Source organism: Micromonospora sp. NPDC048905 (genome assembly GCF_040649655.1).
Taxonomy (GTDB): domain Bacteria; phylum Actinomycetota; class Actinomycetes; order Mycobacteriales; family Micromonosporaceae; genus Micromonospora.
Map to the genome: position 1 here is coordinate 189,895 of NZ_JBEZFV010000009.1, position 13,593 is coordinate 203,487.

The following is a 13,593-nucleotide window of genomic DNA, read 5'->3' on the forward strand; positions in this document are numbered from 1 at the left end:
CCGCTCAGGCGGGCACCGCGGTGACGACGATGTTGTCGCGGTACTTGCGCGCCTTGGCGTCGAACGGTCCGCCACAGGTGATCAGAGTCAGCCGGGGCTTGCCGTCCCGGGCGAAGTACCGGTCCAACGGAATCTTGGTCTTCGCGTACTCCTCCCGGGCGACCACCCGGTACCGCCGGGCCGTGCCGTCGCTGCCGGTCACGGTCAGGGTGTCGTTCTGGTCGAGTTCACGGAGTCGGAAGAACGCGCCCCTGCCCTGCTTGGCGCTGTCCACGTGACCGGCGACGACCACCGAGCCAGCGGTTGCCTCCAGGCCGGGTCCGTAGCGGTACCACCCGATCTGGTCGACGCTCGGCGGCACCTCGAACTCGTTCGTCCGCTCGTTGATGCCGACCGCGTTGACGGTGGCGGTGACGTCGATCCCCGGGATCACCAGCCGTACCGGCGGGATGATCGCCGCGTCGGCCGGAAGCTCACCGGCGGTGACCGGCACCGAGGGGGCGCTGGCGGTGGCCGCTGGGGTGCTGGCCAGCGTGCTCGCCTCCTCGGCACCCACGTTCCCCGCCGGTTGGGCACCGCACGCCACCACGGCGGCGACGGTGAGCGCGGCAACGCCGGCGGCCAGGGCCGCCAGCGCGCCGCGGTTGCGCACCGTCACCTGCGACCGGTCCGTGCGGTCGCCATCCGCACACCACCGACCAACAGCAGGAGTACGCCGGCACCGGTGAGCACGTACCACCAGGTGTCCACGCCGGTGCCGGCCTGACCGCCGTCACCGCTGGGCACGCCGCCCGGGGCGGAGTGCAGGCCGGTGATGGTCTGCGCCACCACGCCGAGCGTCTTGCCCTCGGCGGAGCCGATCGCGTAGACGATCGTCGCGGTGCCCTCCTTGAGGTTGAGGTCCGCCGGGCCGATGGCCACGGTGTCGGTGCCGGCGAGCACCACGTCCGCCTTGACGCTGCCCGCGGCGACGTCGCCCTTGGCCTCGTTCGGGTTGGTGAGGCCCTCGAAGACCGGGGTGCCACCGGCGCGTACGTCCACCTCGGGGGCGGCGGCGGTGTGCCGGACGATGAGCCGGGCCTTGCCGGCGGCGACCTTCGAGACGTCGTTCACGAACGGGGTGATCTTCGGCTGGCCGGCGGCGTCGAGGTGGGCCGCGATGCTGATGTTCGCGCCGCCCGGGACGGCCGCGTTGTCGACCTTGAGGATCGCGCTGCCGATCGGCTCGCCCGGCTTGGTGAGCGCGATGTCGTAGTCGCCCTCCTCCAGGTTCAGCGGGCCGGCCACGTCACCGGGCTTGAAGTTGTCGAGCGTCTTCTTACCGTTGACGTAGACGTCGACCGGGGTGTCCGGGATGCCGTGCACGACGGAGACCTTCGACGTTGCGGCGTACGCGGGGGTGGCGCTGAGTGCGCCGACTCCGGCGAAGGCCAACGCGGCGACCGCGCCGCCCGCCGCGACCCGACGGAAGTACGAGAGCTGCATGTCTGCCTCCTGGTGATTGGTGCTGATTCGTCAGGCCTGGCTTGCAGAACTGGTTACGCCGCCGTCCGGACGGGCGGATGCGGATCGGAGGGACTTTTCTTCTTCCGCCCCGACTGCATCCGAACCGGGGTCGCGAGACGAATAGCTGCTGAGATGACATCGACCGGGAGAGTGGGGCGGAGACTGTGGCAGCTACAGTCGGGCATGCCCCATCGAAGGCGAGCCGCCCGATGACGGCCCCGCACGAGGAACCGGACCCCCCGGTGGACGACCTCGACCTCCGCTTCCGCGCGGGCGACGACGTGGCGCTGCGCGAGGCGTACGACCGGTACGGTCGGGCCGTGTTCCACCTGGCCACCTCGATGCTGGCCAACCGCGCCGACGCCGAGGACGTCACCCAGGCGACGTTCGTCGCCGCGTGGCTGGGTCGGGACACCTTCGATCCGGCCAAGGGATCGCTGATCGGCTGGCTGCTCGGCATCGGCCGGCGCAAGGTGATCGACCGGATGCGCGCCTCCGCCCGGGAGACCCGGGTGGTGGAGACGGTCCGGCAACTGCCGGAGCCGACAGCGGCCGACCCGGACCCGGACCGCGTGGTGGACCGGTTGGTGATCGCCGACGAGATGGCTCGTCTCCCGGACGACCAGCGGCGGATGCTGGAGTTGGCCTTCTACGACGATCTGACACACCAGCAGATAGCCACGGTGACCGGAGTGCCGTTGGGCACCGTGAAGAGCCACATCCGGCGCGGCATGGCGAGCTTGAAACGCAGATGGGAGGTGGACGGTGCAGCACCTGGGCCACGAGCGGCTGGTCTTTCTGGCGCTCGGTGAGAGCGAGGCGGACAACGGGGAGAGCACCCACCTCGGCACCTGCGCGCTCTGCCGGGCGGAGGTGTCGACCCTCCAGCAGGTGGCCGGCCTCGGCACCGAGACGCAGGGTCTGGCCGACCTGCCCGACCCGCCGGAGCACGTCTGGCAGGGCATCGCCGCCCAGGTCAGGGCGGCGGAGGCCGAGCCGTCACCGATCGAGGCACGTCCGCGGCAGCTCCCCGGGCAAGCCGTCGGCACCCGGGCCGAGCCGATCAACCACACGCCGATCGGGCAGGCCACCGAAACGGCCGCACCGTCCACCGACACGACGGGTGAGCGCCCCACCGGCACGGCCGCACCGTCCACCGGCACGACCGGCGAGCCGACAGTCATCCGGCTGGATCCGGCGCGGCGATCTCGCCGGGGGGCCGGCTGGTCGCGCTGGGCGGCCACCGCCGTCACCGCGGCAGCCGCTGCGGCGGTGGGTGTGCTGGGCACGGTCTCGGTGCTGCGGCCGGACGACCCGGCGCCCACTCCGACGCCTGTGGTGGTGGCGAGCGCGCCGCTGGCGGCGTACGGATCGACGCCCCCGGCGGCCAAGGGTGACGCCCGGGTTCTGCGGGACGGCCAACTACATCTGCATGTGGCGAATCTCCCGCGCGTCCCGGGGTACTACGAGGTCTGGCTCATCAACCCGACGACGATGAAGATGTTTTCGGTCGGCACCCTGGGTGGAGGCGCGGATGCTCTGCTACCCCTGCCCCCGAATGTCGACCTCAAGAGCTATTCGGTGGTCGACGTCTCCGCCGAGCAGTACGACAACAACACCGCCCATTCCGGCGACAGCCTGCTGAGGGGCACCCTGACGGGCTGATCGGCGGGCCGGTTCAGCTCCCCGGCCCGCCGATCAGCTCCCATCGAGAGACAGTGGCCGCCCCCGTCGGGGGCGGCCACCGGTCTCAGCGCGGGGTCACTTGCGCTTGCGGATCTCCTCGGCGGCCTGCGGGACGATCTTGAACAGGTCGCCCACCACGCCGAAGTCGGCCAGCTCGAAGATCGGCGCCTCGCCGTCCTTGTTGACCGCGACGATGGTCTTCGAGGTCTGCATGCCGGCCCGGTGCTGGATGGCACCGGAGATGCCGAGCGCGACGTAGAGCTGCGGGGAGACCGTCTTGCCGGTCTGACCCACCTGGAACTGGTGCGGGTAGAAGCCGGAGTCGACGGCCGCGCGGGACGCGCCGACGGCGCCGCCGAGCAGGTCGGCCAACTCCTCGACCAGCTTGAAGTTGTCGGCGTTGCCGACACCGCGACCACCGGAGACCACCACGCCGGCCTCGGTCAGCTCGGGCCGGGAGCCCTTCTGCTCGGCGACCCGCTCGACGACCCTGGCCAGCTTGTCGGTGTCGGTGACCGACACGGTGAGCTGCTCGATCGTCGGGGTGGCCGCCGCCGGGGCGGGGGTGACCGAGTTGGGCCGGACGGTGACCAGCGGCAGGCCCTTGGTGACCTTGGACTTGACGATGGTGGAGCCGGCGAATGCGATCTGGGTCGCGGTGCCGTCGGCGTCGAGGCCGACCACGTCGGTCAGGATGCCGTTGTCCAGCTTGACGGCGAGCCGGGCGGCGATCTCCTTGCCCTCCTGGGCGGAGGCCAACAGCACGGCGACCGGCTGCACCCGCTGGACCAGCTCGGCCAGCACGCTGGCCTTGGGGGCCACCAGGTAGCCGTCGATCTCGTCACCCTCGGCGGCGTAGATCTTCTCCGCGCCGTACTCGCCCAGTTTGCCGCTCAGCGCCTCGGCGGCGCCGGCGCCGCCGAGCACCACCGCGCTCGGGGTGCCCAGCTCACGGGCGATGGTGAGCATTTCCAGGGTGACCTTCTTGACGCCGAATTCCTTCGTGGCTTCGACGACGACGAGAACCTCAGACATGTCGGAACCCCCTCTCACACGAACTTCTCGGTGGCGAGGAACTCGACCAGCTTGACGCCGCCCTCGCCCTCATCGGTGATCTTGGCGCCACCGGAGCGCGGGGGGCGCTTGGTGTGCTCGACGACGGCGCTGGTGGCCCCGTCGAAGCCCACCTCGGTGGGCGCGACACCCAGGTCGGCCAGGGAGAACGTCTGCACCGGCTTCTTCTTGGCGGCCATGATGCCCTTGAAGGAGGGGTAGCGCGGCTCGTTGATCGTGTCCCAGACGGAGACCACGGCCGGAGTGGCGGCGGTGACCACCTCGTAGCCCTCCTCGGTCTGCCGCTCCACGGTCAACGTGCCGCCGTCGACGGTGAGCTTGCGGGCGCCGGTGAGCGCCGCGACGCCCAGCCGCTCGGCGATCATGTGCGGCATGACCTGGACCCGACCGTCGGTGGACTCGGCGCCGCAGATCACCAGGTCGGCGTTCAATTGACCGAGAGCGGCGGCGAGCACCTTCGAGGTGGCGACGGCGCAGGAACCGTGCAGGGCGTCGTCCAGCACGTGCACGGCCTTGTCCGGACCCATGGAGAGCGCCTTGCGGATCGACTCGGTCGCCCGGTCCGGACCCATGGTCAGGATGGTGACCTCGCCGCCGTGCGCCTCCTTGATCTTCAGCGCCTCCTCGATGGCGTACTCGTCCATCTCGTTGATCACGTTGTTCGCCGAACCGCGGTCGACGGTGTTGTCGTCATTGCGCAGGTTGCGGTCCGCGCCCGAATCAGGCACCTGCTTGACGAGTACGACGATATTCATCGCGCTTCGACGACCCTCCTGTGTGGTGATGCGATTCGCTCGCCCGGTCTGGGGCGCAGCGTCGCGCGTCGGTCGACGCCAGGTCAACCGCGGGCTGCTGTGCAGTTGCCCACGACGCAATGTTACCTGTCGGTAGCTTGCGCTCCCCGGGGCACTCGGAGTGACACAGCTCACCGCGGGGCGGACGGTCAGGCCGGGTCGGCCAACGCGCCCCGGATCTGGTCGATGGCCGCCGCCTCGGCGGGCGCCACCCCGGCGTGCGCCCGGGCCACCCGGTCCGCCGCACCCAACACCACCGAGCGGTACGCCTCCACGTCCTGCGGTGACTTGTCCCGCAGGATCCGCACCGCGTGCCGCAGCGCCGGCAGCACCACCGACTCGATCTCCAACTGCGAGTCCCGGGGAATCCGCGGCAGCGGACCGGTGGTGAGCGCCTCCTTGACCGTCCCGCTGGCGTTGGCGAGTGCGCTGGACGCGGCGACGCTCTCCCGGATCACCCCCAGCACCCCCGGGTCGGCGTTGGACACCAGGAAGACGGCACCGAAGGCGCCGGTCTTGAGGATCGAACGCTCCTCGTCCGTCAACCGCTGCTCCATGATCACGGAGTGTAGACGTACGGGGTGGTGGTGGTGACCGCGACGAGGCCGAGCCGCTGGAGGATCGGCCGACTGTCCTCGGAGCAGTCGACCTGCATGAGCGTCCGACCTCGCTGCTCGGCCAGTCGCGCCCGGTAGTTGACCAACGCCCGGTAGATGCCCCTGCGCCGCCACTGCGGCAGGGTCGAGCCGCCCCACAGGGTGGCGAAGCCGGTGTTCGCCGGGAAGCGCACCCAACCGGCGCTCACCACCGTGTCGTCCGCCTCGGCCACCACGACGGTGATCGAGTTCGGGTCGGCGTCGATCTCCTTGCCCAGACCCGTGACGAGGTGCGAACGGTCCTCCTGCCAGACCTCCTCCTCCATGGCGGCGATCCGCTCCAGGTCGGCGCGGGAGGACACCTCACGCAGGCGTACCCCCTCGGGGGTGACCGGCAGCGCGGCGGCCAGCGGGGCGACCGGCCCGACCACGACGGTCTCCCGGTCCTCCGGCACGAAGCCGGCCGCGCGCAGCCGGTCCGCCAGGTCCGCCGGTTCGTCGTGCTCGTTGAGCTTCCACTCGACCGACTGGCCGCGCTCGCGGAACAGGGCGACCTGCCGGGCGATCAGCTCGTCCAGCGCGCCCCCGGTGAGTCCGCCCAGGTCGCGGTAGGTGAGGAAGCCGCCGGCGTCGAGCCCGACGATGCGGACCAACGGACCGTCCCGCTCCACCGTCACCCCGGCCGGAACCGGGTCGGGGATCTCCGGGCGGAGCTGGTTGTCGTAGGCGGCACGCAGGGTCGACACGTCGAGATCAGTCACCGAGTCAGGCTAAGCGGGATGGGAAGCGGATATTCTCCCCCCGTGTGGGCGGCGATCAGGCGATGGTTCGACCCGGCAGAGCTGGGCACGGTCGGTGAACCGCCGGACTACCGCTTCTCGCTGGCCAACGAACGGACCTTCCTCGCCTGGCTGCGCACCGGGTTGGCGCTGGTCGGCGGCGGGTTGGCCGCCGCGCAGTTCCTGCCGCCGCTGCCGATGAGCCACCTGCGGGAGGTGATCGCGGTGGCGCTGCTGCTGCTCGGCGGGGCGGTCGCGATCCGCGCCGTGGACCACTGGGCGCGTACCGAGCGGGCCATCCGGCTCGGTCAGGAGCTGCCCGCGTCCCGGTTTCCCGCCATCCTGGCCCTGGCCGTGGGCGCCGGGGCGGTGCTGCTGGTGATCGCCGTCCTGGTCCGGGCTGTCGGCGGGCGGTGAGCACCGGACGCGACGCCGGGCTGCAACCCGAGCGCACCCGTCTGGCCTGGCGACGCACCCTGCTCACGCTGACTGTGGTGACCGCGCTCGCCGTCCGGTTGGCGTCGGCGGGCGGCCCGGCCGGGGCGCTGATCGCCGGCGTCGCCGTGCTGGTCTGGGGCACCCTGCTGGTGCTCTGCTGGCCGCGCGGCACCGGCACCGGCCCGGCCCGCACCGGCGGTCGGACACTGCCGCTGGTCGCGGTGGGCACCGTGGGGCTCGCGCTACTGGGAGTGCTGCTGGTGCTTCGCGGACTGTGGTGACGAGCCTCGGTGCGCCATGATGGGTGGATGGCCCGGCTGTACGTTCTCCTCTTCCTGGCGCAGATTGTCCTCGCCGTCTGCGCGCTGATCAGTTGCCTCTCCGCCGAGGAGGGTCAGATCCGCGCCCTCCCCCGGATCGCCTGGGTGCTGATCATCCTGTTCTTCCCGCTGGTCGGCTCGATCGCCTGGTTCGTCGCGGGCCGGGAGCCCAGCCCCGGCGCCCGCAAGAGCTGGCCCGGCGGTGCCGGTTCGCCCCAGCGGCAGCGCCCCCGGCCGGTCGCCCCCGACGACGATCCGGAGTTCCTCCGCTCCGTGCAGGATCGCGCCCAGCAGCAGGACCAGGAGCTGTTCCGCCGCTGGGAGGAGGACCTGCGCCGACGCGAGGACGACCTGCGGCGGCACGACGGTGAGCCGCCCCGCGAGGGGGACCGGCCGGAGGTGTGAGGCTCAGACTCGACGCCTGAGCGCGCGCACCGCCAACGGCGCGAAGATCACCGCGATGCCGAAGCCCCAGAGCAGCGTCTGGAGGACCGGACCGGCCACCGGCCCACTGACCAGGAGCCCGCGCAGCGCGTCGGCCACCACGGTCACCGGGTTGAGCTCCACCCACCTCTGCAACCAGCTCGGCATCTGGTCGGTGGGTACGAAGATGTTGCTGGTGAACGTCAGCGGGAAGATCACCGTGAAGCCGAAGATCTGCACCTTGTCCGGTTCGCTGACCAGCACGCCGACCAGCACCGAGATCCACGACGCGGCCAACGTGAACGCCAGCAGCAGCGCGAACGCCCCGACCACCCCGAGCAGCCCGTTGCCGACCCGGAAACCGAGAATCGACCCCACACCCAGCAGCAGCGCGATCGACCAGGCCTGCTTGACGGTGTCGGCGAGGATCCGGCCGGCCAACGGCGCCCACCGGGCGATGGGCAGCGCCCGCAGACGGTCGAACACGCCCTTCGTCAGGTCGTTGTTCAACCCGAACCCGGTCGTCATCGTGGCGAACAGCGCGTTCTGCACCATGATGCCGGGCAGCATGAAGGTGAGATACTCACCCGACGACCCGGCGATGGCGGTGCCGAACACATAGGTGAACAGCAGCACGAACATGACCGGTTGGATGCTCAGGTCGAGCAGTTCCATCGGGTTGTGCTTGATCTGTACCAGGCTGCGCCAGGCCAGCGTGACGGTGTGCCGGACGCCCGCGACCGGGCTGACCCGGCGAGTCGGCGCCAGCGGAGCGGGGATGGTGGCGGCGGTCATGCCGGGGTCCTTTCCAGATCGGTGGCGGCCGGCGAGTCCTCGGCCCGGTGGCCGGTGAGCGAGAGGAAGACCTCGTCCAGGCTGGCGCCGCGCAGTGCCAGCTCGGCGACCGCGATCTCGGCGGCGTCGAGGCGTCTGACCACTGCGGGCAGGACGCCGGGATCGTTCACGGCGACGGTGACGGCGCTCTGGGCCACCTCGGGGATCGCACCGGACACCTCGCCGACGATGGCGGTCACGATGCCCAGGTCGCTGCCGTCCGCCGGCCGCACGGTGAGGGTCTGACCACCGGTCTTGGACTTCAGCTCCTCCGGCGTGCCCTGGGCGATCACCCGGCCGTGGTCGACGACGGCGATCTCGCCGGCGAGCTGGTCGGCCTCCTCCAGATACTGGGTGGTGAGCAGCACCGTCACGCCGTCGGAGACCAGAGTGCGGACGATGTCCCACAGGTCGTTGCGGCTGCGCGGGTCCAGGCCGGTGGTCGGCTCGTCCAGGAAGAGCACCTGCGGCCGGCCGACCAGACTGGCGGCGAGGTCCAACCGGCGTCGCATCCCACCGGAGAAGGTCTTGGCGGCCCGGTCGGCGGCGTCGCTGAGGTCGAAGTCGGCGAGGAGTCGGCGGGCGCGCTGTCGGGCGTCGGACCTGCTCAGGCCGAGCAGCCGACCGATCAGCAGCAGGTTCTCCACGCCGGTCAGGGTCTCGTCGACCGAGGCGTACTGGCCGGTCAGACCGATCAGCTGACGCACCTGGTGCGCGTCGCGCACGACGTCGAAGCCACCCACCATGGCGTGCCCCTCGTCGGCCCGCAGCAGGGTGGCGAGCACCCGCACGGCGGTGGTCTTGCCGGCGCCGTTCGGCCCGAGCAGACCGAAGACGGTCCCGGTCGGAACCTCCAGATCAACTCCGGCGAGGGCGGTGGTGGCGCCGAAACGCCGCACCAGGCCCTCGGCGCGGATCGCGTGGTCCATCGCAACTCCTGTCGTCGGGCGACAGGTTGACGTCCCGCCGTTCCCGCGCTGACGTTACGACGACCGGAGCTAACTTTCCGTGTATTTAGCTGCGGGAAGACGCCGCGCCGCCGCCGCCCGCGAGGGACGACGGCGGCGGCGGGTGCGCCTCAGGCCAGGTTCGACGACCGGGGGTACGCGTCGGTCGGGTCGGTGAGCACGTTGACCAGGTACGGCACTCCGGCGTCGAACGCCCGCTGGAGGGCCGGACCCAGGTCGGCCGCCTTGGCGACCGTCTCCCCCGCCCCACCGAGCGCGCTGACCACCGTGTCGTAGCGCAACTCCGGTTGGAGGTCGGCGGCCACGTCGTAGCCGTACATGGCCCGCATCGGGTGCTTCTCCAGCCCCCAGATGCCGTTGTTGCCGACGACGATCACCACCGGCAACTTCTGGCGGACCAGCGACTCGACGTCCATCAGCGAGAAGCCGGCGGCGCCGTCTCCCATCAGCACGCAGATCTGCCGGTCCGGGTGACTGACCCGGGCGCCCATCGCGTAGCCCATGCCGGTGCCCAGGCAGCCGTACGGGCCCGGGTCCAGCCAGGTGCCGGGCTGGGCCGGCTCGAGGTACCGCCCGGCGTACGACACGAAGTCGCCGCCGTCGCCGATGGTGATGGCGTCCGGGTCCAGCACCCGACGCAGCTCGCCGTAGATCCGGGCGGGGCGGATCGGGTCGGTCTCGGCGGCCATCTCGGCGGCGTCCCGGGCCTTGGCCGCGTCCTCGGCCACGCGCAGGTCGGCGATCCAGTCGGTGTGGTCGGCCCGGTCCCCGGAGTGGTCGGCCAGCGCGGAGAGGATCAGGCGCAGGTCGCCGGCGGGGGCGGCGGCCGGCTGCACGTGCGAGGCCCGCTGGCTGGGCGCGTCGACGATGTGCACCACCTTGGCGTCGCCGAAGTCCCCGAAGCTGAGCCGGAAGTCCAGGGGGGTGCCGACCACCACCACCACGTCGGCGCCGGAGAGCGCTGCCCGACGGGCCTTGGCGAACGCGAGCGGGTGCGTGGGCGGGAGTGAGCCGCGGCCCATGCCGTTGGTGAAGACCGGCACCTGCAACGCCTCGGCCGCCTCGCGTAGTGCGGCGATCGCGTCGCCCGCGTACACGTCGGAGCCGGCGATGATGACCGGTCGCTGTGCCCCGGCGATGAGCATCGCGGCGCGGCCGACCTCCTCCGGGTCCGGCACGACCGGGTCGACGCCGGAGGCGGTGGGCTGGTCGACCTCGGCGACCGAGAAGATCGTCTCCAGCGGGAAGTCGAGGAAGGCCGGACCACGGTGCGGGGTGAGCGCGGCGGTGAGCGCGGCACCCACCGCACGCGGGATGTCGTCGGTGCTGAACACCGTCTCGGCGTGCTTGGTGACCGGGGTGACCAGCGGCAGGTGGTCCATCTCCTGGAGGCTGCCGGAGCCCCAGCGGAACGCGGGCGCGCGGCCGCCGAGCACCAGCACCGGGGAGGCGTTGAAGAACGCGCTGGTCATGCCGGAGATGCCGTTGGTGACACCGGGTCCGGCGGTGAGCACCGCGAGGCCGGGCCGGCGCTGCAACTTGGCGACCGCCTCGGCGGCGAACACGGCGGACTGCTCGTGCCGGACGTCGTAGATCGGGAAGTCGGTCTTGTACGCGGCATCGTAGAGCGGGAAGACGTGCCCGCCGGAGAGTGTGAACATCTCCCGTACGCCGTGCGCGCGTAGGGCCGCGAGCGCCAGCTCGCCGCCGTGACCCTCGATCCGCTCCGTCATGTCGCTCCCATCGTCCGTGGCCGGGATCACAGGTTACCGGCCAGTCACTTGGCCGTCCGACAGTGGTCCCGGCCGGTGGACGCTACCGAGGTCAGGGGGCGGTTGGAGGGTGGACCGACGGGTCAGCGGCCGGTGAAGTCCGGCTTGCGCTTCTCGACGAAGGCCGCCATGCCCTCGCGCCGGTCGTCGGTGGCGAACAGCGCCGCGAAGAGCTGACTCTCCCAGGCCAGGCCGGAGTTCAGGTCCATGTCCAGGCCGCCGTCGACCGCCAGCTTCGCCGCGCGCAGCGCCTGCGCCGGCCCGTTCAGGTACGGGGTGACCAGCGCGACAGCCGTGTCGTACACCTCGGCGGCCGGGGCGACCCGATCGGCGAGGCCGATCCGCAGCGCCTCCTGCGCGTCCACCATCCGCCCCGACATGATCAGGTCCTTGGCGCGGGCCGGGCCGATCAGGCGGGCCAGCCGCTGGGTGCCGCCCGCGCCGGGGATGATGCCCAGCTTGATCTCCGGTTGGCCGAGCTTGGCGTCCTCGGCGACCACCCGCCAGTCGCAGGCCAACGCCAGTTCGCAGCCGCCACCGAGGGCGTACCCGGTGATCGCGGCGACCACCGGCTTCGGGATCCGGGCGATCGCACCCAGAGCGCTGGACAGGTTCACGGCCCGATCGGCCATGTCGACATAGGACATCTCGGCCATCTGCTTGATGTCCGCACCGGCGGCGAAGACCTTCTCCCCGCCGTACACGATGACGGCGCGGACCTCGGGGTCGGCGGTGGCCGCCGCGGCGGCGGCGCGCAACTCCTCCTGCACCTGGGTGTTGAGCGCGTTCATCGGCGGCCGCTCCAGCCGGATCGTGCCGATGCCGTCAGTGGTCTCCAGCCGAACGAACTCGCCCACACTGCCCTCACTTCCTCGTCGAAGTCGCGTGCCAACCTTACGACCCGGCTCGTTTGGGTAAGTAGTGTGGTGTCAGCCCCGTGGGCGGGAGTCCAGACATGGTCACGTATTACGACGACAGGTCGGTGCAGGTCACCTCCACCACCTTCCGAGCCGACGGCCGCAGCTACGCGCTCACCGACATCACCATGATCTGGCACCGCCGCGGCAGCCGTTCCTGGCGCGTCCTGGTGGGGCGTGGCGCGATCGGCGCCGCCCTCGCCGGTCCGCTGGTCGCGGCGGTCCTCGGCATCGGCGTGGCCATCTGGCTGCACCGCTCACCCACCGTGACGATCGCGATCGTCGGCGCGTCGGTGCTGGTCGGGCTTGCCGTCGGGCCGGTCGCCGACTTCCTCTTCGAGCACCTGGACCGCTCGTACGCCCGGGGCAGCCGCCAACTGGAGATCTGGGCCCGCTGGCGCGGCCAGCCGGTGCGGCTGCTGCGCACCGGCGACGCGTTGCGTTTCGGGCAGATCTACCGGGCGGTGCAGCGCGCGGTCGAGCACAGCCAACCGGCCCGCCCCGGCACCCGTCGCTAGCGGTCTGCCAATCGTGGACAGTCTCCGTCAGCCGCTGACGGAGAACCGTCCACGTTTGCCGAGGCGCGGGTTGCCTGCCGGTGGTTAGGCTTAGTGATGACCCTCTATTACCGGGACGACGCGGTGCAGGTGACCTCCGAGTCGATCCGGGCGGGTGGTCACGTGATCGCCCTGTCCGACGTGACGTTCGTCTGGCACTCCCGGGGGCAGAAGACTCTCGCCGTCCGCGGTCGCGTGCTGGGGCGTGGCGTCCTGGTGCTGCTGCTCTCGCTGCCGCCGTTGGTCGCCGTGGTCTGCGTGCTCTCACTCGCGTGGTCCGCGCAGGACCGGGGCAACTGGAAGCTGGCGCTGATCATCCTCGCCGCCTGCGCCGTCGGGGCGGTGGTGGCCCTGCCGTTCCTGGAGATCCCCCTCGGCTGGCTGGACCGCTCCTACGAGCGCGGCAGCCACGTGCACGAGCTGTGGGTGCAGCACCACGGCCGGGAGGACCTGCTGGTGCGCACCCCGGACGCGCTACGGTTCGGGCAGATCTACCGGGCCGTGCAGCGCGCCGTCGAACAGCAGGGAGACCATCGATGACCACCCGCCGCGGCGAGGCCGTCGCCCTGGCCGGCCTGCTCGCCGCGGCCGGCGTCACCCACCTGGTACGCCCCGGCTTCTACGACCCGATCGTGCCGGGCGCGTTGCCCGGTCCGGCCCGCTTCTGGACGTACGCCAGCGGGGTGGCCGAACTCGCGGTGGCGGCGGCGGTCGCGAACCCGGGGACCCGGCGGGCCGGCGGTCGGGCCGCCGCCGCGCTCTTCGTCGCCGTCCTGCCGGCGAACGTGAAGATGGCCGTGGACTGGCGGCACCGACGCCCGACGGAGCGGGCCATCGCGTACGGCCGCGTGCCGTTGCAGGCGCCGCTGGTCTGGTGGGCGCTGCGGGTGGCCCGCGCCGACACCGCCGGCCGACCTTCACGCTGACCG

General features: G+C 71.6%; 18 protein-coding genes. 8 read left to right on the plus strand and 10 right to left on the minus strand.

What is annotated here, in order from left to right:
* Positions 1–4: 4 nt before the first annotated feature.
* Positions 5–658 (minus strand): class F sortase, encoded by a 654-nt coding sequence (locus AB0C01_RS24135; protein ID WP_357572174.1) that lies wholly within the window; start codon positions 656–658, stop codon positions 5–7.
* A complete protein-coding gene (locus AB0C01_RS24140; protein ID WP_357250724.1) occupies positions 655–1,485 on the minus strand; it encodes a DUF4397 domain-containing protein in 831 nt (276 codons plus the stop codon). The genes AB0C01_RS24135 and AB0C01_RS24140 overlap by 4 nt, the downstream gene beginning before the upstream one ends.
* 230 nt (positions 1,486–1,715) lie before the next feature.
* On the opposite strand from AB0C01_RS24140, the gene AB0C01_RS24145 reads away from it, so the two are divergent.
* Positions 1,716–2,318, plus strand: a complete 603-nt coding sequence (locus AB0C01_RS24145) for a sigma-70 family RNA polymerase sigma factor (protein WP_357572175.1) — start codon at positions 1,716–1,718, stop codon at positions 2,316–2,318.
* A complete protein-coding gene (locus AB0C01_RS24150; RefSeq protein WP_357572176.1) occupies positions 2,272–3,171 on the plus strand; it encodes an anti-sigma factor in 900 nt (299 codons plus the stop codon). The genes AB0C01_RS24145 and AB0C01_RS24150 overlap by 47 nt, the downstream gene beginning before the upstream one ends.
* Positions 3,172–3,267: 96 nt before the next feature.
* Here AB0C01_RS24150 and AB0C01_RS24155 read toward each other — a convergent pair whose 3' ends face one another.
* The 4 genes from AB0C01_RS24155 to AB0C01_RS24170 all read right to left on the minus strand — a co-directional run bounded on the left by AB0C01_RS24155 (position 3,268) and on the right by AB0C01_RS24170 (position 6,417).
* Positions 3,268–4,227 (minus strand): electron transfer flavoprotein subunit alpha/FixB family protein, encoded by a 960-nt coding sequence (locus AB0C01_RS24155; protein ID WP_357250733.1) that lies wholly within the window; start codon positions 4,225–4,227, stop codon positions 3,268–3,270.
* Positions 4,228–4,241: 14 nt separating this feature from the next.
* A complete protein-coding gene (locus tag AB0C01_RS24160) occupies positions 4,242–5,021 on the minus strand; it encodes an electron transfer flavoprotein subunit beta/FixA family protein (protein WP_357250736.1) in 780 nt (259 codons plus the stop codon).
* 188 nt (positions 5,022–5,209) lie between these two features.
* Positions 5,210–5,623, minus strand: coding sequence for a hypothetical protein (locus AB0C01_RS24165; protein WP_357250739.1), 414 nt, complete (start codon positions 5,621–5,623; stop codon positions 5,210–5,212).
* Positions 5,620–6,417 carry a GNAT family N-acetyltransferase gene (locus AB0C01_RS24170; protein WP_357250741.1) on the minus strand — a complete coding sequence of 266 codons (798 nt, stop codon included), beginning with the start codon at positions 6,415–6,417 and terminating at the stop codon, positions 5,620–5,622. The genes AB0C01_RS24165 and AB0C01_RS24170 overlap by 4 nt, the downstream gene beginning before the upstream one ends.
* Before the next feature lie 42 nt (positions 6,418–6,459).
* Here AB0C01_RS24170 and AB0C01_RS24175 point away from each other — a divergent pair, with 42 nt between their 5' ends.
* The 3 genes from AB0C01_RS24175 to AB0C01_RS24185 are packed head-to-tail and all read left to right on the plus strand — an operon-like array spanning position 6,460 to position 7,598.
* On the plus strand, positions 6,460–6,852 hold the full coding sequence (locus tag AB0C01_RS24175; protein WP_357250744.1) for a DUF202 domain-containing protein: 393 nt from the start codon (positions 6,460–6,462) through the stop codon (positions 6,850–6,852).
* The gene (locus AB0C01_RS24180) at positions 6,849–7,154 is read left to right on the plus strand and encodes a DUF202 domain-containing protein (RefSeq protein WP_357572177.1); all 306 of its coding nucleotides are present in this window, start codon (positions 6,849–6,851) and stop codon (positions 7,152–7,154) included. The genes AB0C01_RS24175 and AB0C01_RS24180 overlap by 4 nt, the downstream gene beginning before the upstream one ends.
* Before the next feature lie 27 nt (positions 7,155–7,181).
* Positions 7,182–7,598, plus strand: a complete 417-nt coding sequence (locus AB0C01_RS24185; protein WP_357572178.1) for a PLD nuclease N-terminal domain-containing protein — start codon at positions 7,182–7,184, stop codon at positions 7,596–7,598.
* Between the two features lie 3 nt (positions 7,599–7,601).
* Here the strand turns inward: AB0C01_RS24185 and AB0C01_RS24190 are convergent, their stop codons facing one another.
* From AB0C01_RS24190 to AB0C01_RS24205, 4 genes are all read right to left on the minus strand, one after another.
* Positions 7,602–8,411 (minus strand): ABC transporter permease, encoded by an 810-nt coding sequence (locus AB0C01_RS24190; protein WP_357250753.1) that lies wholly within the window; start codon positions 8,409–8,411, stop codon positions 7,602–7,604.
* On the minus strand, positions 8,408–9,379 hold the full coding sequence (locus AB0C01_RS24195; RefSeq protein ID WP_357572179.1) for an ATP-binding cassette domain-containing protein: 972 nt from the start codon (positions 9,377–9,379) through the stop codon (positions 8,408–8,410). Before AB0C01_RS24195 ends, AB0C01_RS24190 begins: the two co-directional genes overlap by 4 nt.
* Before the next feature lie 149 nt (positions 9,380–9,528).
* The gene (locus AB0C01_RS24200; RefSeq protein ID WP_357250759.1) at positions 9,529–11,151 is read right to left on the minus strand and encodes an acetolactate synthase; all 1,623 of its coding nucleotides are present in this window, start codon (positions 11,149–11,151) and stop codon (positions 9,529–9,531) included.
* Between the two features lie 122 nt (positions 11,152–11,273).
* Positions 11,274–12,047 carry an enoyl-CoA hydratase-related protein gene (locus AB0C01_RS24205; RefSeq protein WP_357572180.1) on the minus strand — a complete coding sequence of 258 codons (774 nt, stop codon included), beginning with the start codon at positions 12,045–12,047 and terminating at the stop codon, positions 11,274–11,276.
* A gap of 98 nt (positions 12,048–12,145) precedes the next feature.
* Here AB0C01_RS24205 and AB0C01_RS24210 point away from each other — a divergent pair, with 98 nt between their 5' ends.
* From AB0C01_RS24210 to AB0C01_RS24220, 3 genes are all read left to right on the plus strand, one after another.
* The gene (locus AB0C01_RS24210) at positions 12,146–12,625 is read left to right on the plus strand and encodes a DUF6232 family protein (protein WP_357250765.1); all 480 of its coding nucleotides are present in this window, start codon (positions 12,146–12,148) and stop codon (positions 12,623–12,625) included.
* 96 nt (positions 12,626–12,721) lie between these two features.
* Complete coding sequence (locus tag AB0C01_RS24215) at positions 12,722–13,204, plus strand: DUF6232 family protein (RefSeq protein WP_357250768.1); 483 nt, start codon at positions 12,722–12,724, stop codon at positions 13,202–13,204.
* Positions 13,201–13,590: a hypothetical protein gene (locus tag AB0C01_RS24220; RefSeq protein WP_357572181.1), complete on the plus strand. Its 390-nt coding sequence runs from the start codon at positions 13,201–13,203 to the stop codon at positions 13,588–13,590. Before AB0C01_RS24215 ends, AB0C01_RS24220 begins: the two co-directional genes overlap by 4 nt.
* The last annotated feature ends 3 nt before the right edge of the window (positions 13,591–13,593 follow it).